This is a genomic window from Delftia sp. ZNC0008 (assembly GCF_000799035.1).
Taxonomy (GTDB): domain Bacteria; phylum Pseudomonadota; class Gammaproteobacteria; order Burkholderiales; family Burkholderiaceae_C; genus Comamonas; species Comamonas tsuruhatensis.
In genome coordinates this window covers 1-4,872 of sequence record NZ_JTKZ01000201.1, presented here as the reverse complement: position 1 = coordinate 4,872, position 4,872 = coordinate 1, and the positions used below count along the sequence as shown (strand labels likewise).

Annotated in this window: 5 protein-coding genes and 1 pseudogene; all 6 read left to right on the top strand. The window is 67.0% G+C overall.

All coding sequences use genetic code 11. The annotated features are described in order from the left end of the window. The coding region (locus L995_RS06660; protein WP_047470425.1) for a zinc-binding dehydrogenase at positions 1–390 on the top strand (390 nt) is incomplete at its 5' end. 264 nt (positions 391–654) lie between these two features. Continuing rightward, a complete protein-coding gene (rpoH, locus tag L995_RS06655; RefSeq protein WP_016450157.1) occupies positions 655–1,599 on the top strand; it encodes an RNA polymerase sigma factor RpoH in 945 nt (314 codons plus the stop codon). Between the two features lie 96 nt (positions 1,600–1,695). Beyond that, a complete protein-coding gene (locus tag L995_RS06650; protein WP_047470422.1) occupies positions 1,696–2,688 on the top strand; it encodes a Bug family tripartite tricarboxylate transporter substrate binding protein in 993 nt (330 codons plus the stop codon). 33 nt (positions 2,689–2,721) lie between these two features. Further along, a complete protein-coding gene (locus tag L995_RS06645) occupies positions 2,722–3,468 on the top strand; it encodes a sterol desaturase family protein (protein WP_016453752.1) in 747 nt (248 codons plus the stop codon). Continuing rightward, positions 3,465–4,400 carry a fatty acid desaturase gene (locus L995_RS06640; RefSeq protein WP_047326051.1) on the top strand — a complete coding sequence of 312 codons (936 nt, stop codon included), beginning with the start codon at positions 3,465–3,467 and terminating at the stop codon, positions 4,398–4,400. Before L995_RS06645 ends, L995_RS06640 begins: the two co-directional genes overlap by 4 nt. A gap of 15 nt (positions 4,401–4,415) precedes the next feature. Then, positions 4,416–4,872, top strand: a pseudogene (locus L995_RS06635) (3-oxoacyl-ACP synthase); the annotation flags it as partial.

Genomic DNA, 4,872 nt, shown 5'->3' with positions numbered 1-4,872 from the left:
GAGGTGGACGTGGTGGCCGAGGTGATGAAGCTCACCGGCGGCAAGGGCGTGGATGTGTCGTTCGAATGCACCAGCGTGAACAAGGTGCTGGACACGCTGGTGGCCGCGACGAAGGCCACGGGCGTGGTGGTGATCGTGTCCATCTGGAGCCATCCGGCCACCATCAACGTGCACAGCGTGGTCATGAAGGAGCTGGACGTGCGCGGCACCATCGCCTACTGCAACGACCACCAGGAAACCATCAAGCTGGTCGAGGAGGGCAAGATCAACCTCGAGCCCTTCATCACCCAGCGCATCCAGCTCGATGACCTGGTGGCCCAGGGCTTTGACACGCTGATCCACAACAACGAGTCGGCGGTGAAGATCATCGTGCAGCCACGGTTCAAATAGCCGCTGGGCACCGCGACTGCACGAACCTGCATCTTTCGTGCCGGTCGCCGGCGGAGCCGGGCGCAAAGGGGTCAAAACCCGGCGGGGGCCGACACATGCCTCCCGCTGGCAAGCAGGGTTTCCAAAAATCGCTCAGACTAGCCAGAAGCGACTTTTGCAGTGCCGAAGATTTCTGCAACCGACTGAAAAACCCGCGGAACTTCGGCTTTAGCACTCAATCCTAACGAGTGCTAATATGAAGGAATGGAAGAAAGGAACTCTGCAATGACAAACGCCTCCGGCTCCATTGCGACCACCTTGGCGCCCGCTAACCCCTGGGCCCTGGTGCCGCCTCTGGGCAATCTGGATGCCTACATTTCCGCGGTCAACCGCCTGCCCATGCTCACCCTCGAGGAAGAGCAGGACTACGCCCGCAAGCTCAAGGAACACAGTGACCTGGACGCCGCAGGGCGTCTGGTGATGTCCCACCTGCGCCTGGTGGTGTCCATCTCGCGCCAGTACCTGGGTTACGGCCTGCCCCATGGCGACCTGATCCAGGAAGGCAATGTCGGCCTGATGAAGGCCGTCAAGCGCTTCGATCCCGATCAGAACGTGCGCCTGGTGAGCTACGCCATGCACTGGATCAAGGCCGAGATCCACGAGTACATCCTCAAGAACTGGCGCATGGTCAAGGTCGCCACGACCAAGGCCCAGCGCAAGCTGTTCTTCAACCTGCGCTCCATGAAGCAGGGCCTGAAGTCCGACGCCGCCATGGCCGAGGACGGCGCCATGCTGCGCGACACGCTGACCTCCGGCGAGATCGACGCCATGGCCGAGAAGCTCAACGTCAAGCGCGAAGAAGTCATGGAGATGGAAACGCGCCTGGCCGGTGGCGACGTGCTGCTGGACCCCTCGCCCAGCGATGATGGCGAGCAGGCCTTCGGTCCCATCGCCTATCTGGCCGACGGCGCACATGAGCCCACGGCCATGATCGAGTCGCGCCAGCGTGACCACCTGGCCACCGACGGCATTGCCATGGCGCTGGATTCGCTGGACGACCGCAGCCGCCGCATCGTCGAGGAGCGCTGGCTCAAGGTCAACGATGACGGCTCGGGCGGCATGACGCTGCATGAGCTGGCCGCCGTGTATGGCGTGAGCGCCGAGCGCATTCGCCAGATCGAGGTGGCTGCCATGAAGAAGATGAAGAAGGCCCTGGCAGAGTTCGCCTGATGGCCTGACGGCCTGGGCTGACAGGCCGCTTCAAGACAAACCCGGATAATCTCCGGGTTTTTTATTGCCCGCAGCCTTTGCGGCCCCCACGCCCCCATGCCCGCCAGCGCCATCTCGCCACTACGCCGCCTCTTCGCCAATGCCTTGGCCACCGCCCTGGCTTCGGCCCTGCTGCCTTGCGCCGCCTTGGCGGGCGACCAGTGGCCCAGCAGCCCCCTGCATCTGATCGTGGGCTTTCCCGCGGGCTCCTCGCCCGACCTCACGGCGCGCGCCCTGGCCGAGCCGCTGGAAAAGCGCCTGGGCCAGCCCGTCATCGTCGAGAACAAGGTGGGAGCAGGCGGCAACATTGCAGGCGAGCAGGTGGCCCGTGCGCGCGACGGCCATACCTTCAGCGTGATGATCAACGGCAACCTGACGATTGCCCGCCTGCTCAACCCCGCTGTGCGCTACGACCCTGTGAAGGACCTGCAGCCCGTCAGCCTGATCGGCGTGGCGCCCCTGGTGCTGGTGGCACCGGCCGGCGCGCCCGAGGGTCGGGCCTTCCTGGAGGCCGCTGCCCAGGCCGGCAGCCGCTGGAGCTACGGCTCGCCCGGCGTGGGCACCGTGGGCCACCTGGGCATGGAGCTGCTCAAGAGCCGCTCCGCGCTCAGGCCCGAGCACATTCCCTATCCCGGCTACCCGCAGGTGTTCAACGCCATCCAGGGCGGCGACCTGCAGTTGTCCATGCTGCCGCCCGCGCTGGCCATGGCCCAGGTCCAGGCCGGCAAGCTGCGCGGCGTGGCCGTGACCTCGGCCACGCGCAGCCCGCTGGCGCCGGGCCTGCCCAGCCTCAAGGAGCTGGGCGTGGGCGATTTCGACCTGGAGATCTGGAACGCCGTGGCCGCGCCCAAGGCCATGCCCGCCGCCCATGTGCACAAGCTGGCCGAGGCCGTGAGCGAGATCGTGCGCTCGCCCGAGATGCGCGCGCGCCTGGCCGCCCAGGGCTGGCAGGCCGTGGGCAGCTCGCCCGAAGGCCTGGCCCTGCGCATGCGCCAGGACGTGGCGACGCTGGGCCGCATCATCCGCGAACAGGGCATACGCGCACAATGATGCGCCCAGTGACGTGCTCTCTTTGACACCCCCATGACCGCAGCCCAAGCCTTTACCGAACTCAATGCCTGGCAGGTCATGGCCTGGGGTCTGGCCTTCTTTGGCGTGCTCTACCTGGCCGGCGGCTGGGGCATGTCGGCGCTCACGCGCTGGCTGCAGCGGCGCGGCGTGGGCCGCGTGCTGGACACGCGCCCGCTCAAGCCCGACCAGTTGCAGCGCGAATGGCGCCAGTCGCTGCATTCGGTGCTGATCTTCGGCATCGGCATGATCGTGCCCTGGGGCCTTCTGCAATTGGGGTGGGCGCGGCTGGAGCCCGATGCAGGCCCCTGGCGCATTGCCATCGAAGTCGTGGTGCTGCTGATCTGGAACGATGTGCATTTCTGGATCAACCACCGCCTGCTGCACACGCGGCTGCTGGGGCGCTTTCATGGCGACCACCACCGCTCCATCGTCACCACGCCGTGGTCCACCTACAGCTTCCATCCCATCGAGGCGCTGATGCTGGGCAACGTCATCCTGCTGCCCATGGTGGTGCACGACTTCAGTTTCTGGTCGCTGGCCTCGGTGCCCGTGCTCAGCCTGCTGCTGAACGTCATAGGCCACTCCAACTACGACTTCTTTCCCGGGGTGTCCGACACGCATGCGCTGGCCGCCAGCCGGCGCCACCATCTGCACCATGCCCGGCCCAATGGCAACTACGGCTTTGCGCTGGCCTTCATGGACCGGCTGATGCGCACGCGCGTGGCACTGCCCGCCACGGCCCGGCCCAGGACGGAATGAGCCGACCGCCTGCTCGCCACGTCCAGCCACGGCTGCCCCGGCTGCGCCACGGGCGCGACCTGCAGTCGCTGGCCTATCTGGTGGCGCTGCCGCTGATCGTGTGGTGGCAGTGGCAGCATGGCTGGAACCTGTGGCTCTACGGGATCGAGCTGTTCCTCACGCTGGGCGTGGGCGTCATCCACCACAACCACACGCATTTGCGCATGTGGCGCGGGCGCTGGGCCAACCGCTTCACCGACTACTGGCTCACCCTGCTGCAAGGCCACCCGACCTTCGTGTTCTGGCCCGCCCATGTGGCCAACCACCACCGCTTCCGCCACGGCCCGCGCGACATGGCACGCACCTACCGCTTCGGCGGCGACCACAACCATCTGCTGGGCTACCTGCTCCACCCGCTGCAGGCCGGCTGGGTGCTGTACCCGCTGTTCCTGCGCTGGCTGGGCCAGCTGCGGCGGCATTGGCCCGGCGCCTTTCGCTACTGCATGGGCCAGTACCTGCTGTGGCTGGGCAGCTGGGCGCTGCTGCTGTCGCTGGATTGGCAAAAGGCCTTGCTGCTGGTGATCGTTCCCCAGTTGCATGGCCTGCACTGGCTGCTGGCCACCAACTACCTGCAGCACGCCCATGCCGATGGCCGGCCACTGACGCGCGGCCAGCGGATGGACAGCGCCACGCCACTGAACTACGCGCGCAATTTCGAGGGCTGGGTCAATCCGCTGCTGTTCAACATCGGCCTGCACACGGCCCACCACGAGCGGCCCCAGGCCCACTGGTCCGAGCTCACGCGCCTGCACAGCGAACACTACCGCCAGCGCGTGGCCCCTGCGCTCAACGAAGGCGGACTGCTACCCTACATGGCCCGCGTCTTCGTGCTCGGCACGGTCTGGCCGCCGGCGCGCACGCGTGCGCAAATGCCTCCCGGAACATACGACTGATACGACCCTGAACCCATGCCCGTCGCCTATTCCAACGTCTATCTGCATGCCGCAGGCATGTTCCTGCCCGGTGAACCCGTGGACAACGCAGGCATGGATGCCTACGTGGCGCCGCTCAACCGCCTGTCCGAGCGCCTCAAGCGCCGCATCCTGGCCGAGAACGGCATTGTCCAGCGCCACTACGCCATCGACGCCGAAGGCCGCACCGTCCACAGCAACACGGCCATGGCCGCCCAGGCCATCCAGGACTGCCTGGCACAGGCCGGGCGCGCGCTGGGCGATGTCGGCTTCCTGGCCAGCGGCTCGTCGGGCGGCGATGCGCTCATGCCCGGCTTTGCCAGCATGATCCAGGGCGAGATGGCCGCGCCGCCCATGGAGACCCTGTCCGTGCACGGCGTCTGCGCCGCCAGCGTGGGCGCGCTGCAGGCAGCGGCCCAGGCCGTGGACCGCGCGCCCGACTCGCTGGCCCTGG

What these genes read in the sequence shown, in the direction of transcription:
- rpoH (WP_016450157.1), top strand. Translation starts at nt 655, where the DNA reads ATGACAAACGCCTCCGGCTCCATTGCGACCACCTTGGCGCCCGCTAAC.
- L995_RS06640 (WP_047326051.1), top strand. Translation starts at nt 3,465, where the DNA reads ATGAGCCGACCGCCTGCTCGCCACGTCCAGCCACGGCTGCCCCGGCTG.
- L995_RS06650 (WP_047470422.1), top strand. Translation starts at nt 1,696, where the DNA reads ATGCCCGCCAGCGCCATCTCGCCACTACGCCGCCTCTTCGCCAATGCC.
- L995_RS06645 (WP_016453752.1), top strand. Translation starts at nt 2,722, where the DNA reads ATGACCGCAGCCCAAGCCTTTACCGAACTCAATGCCTGGCAGGTCATG.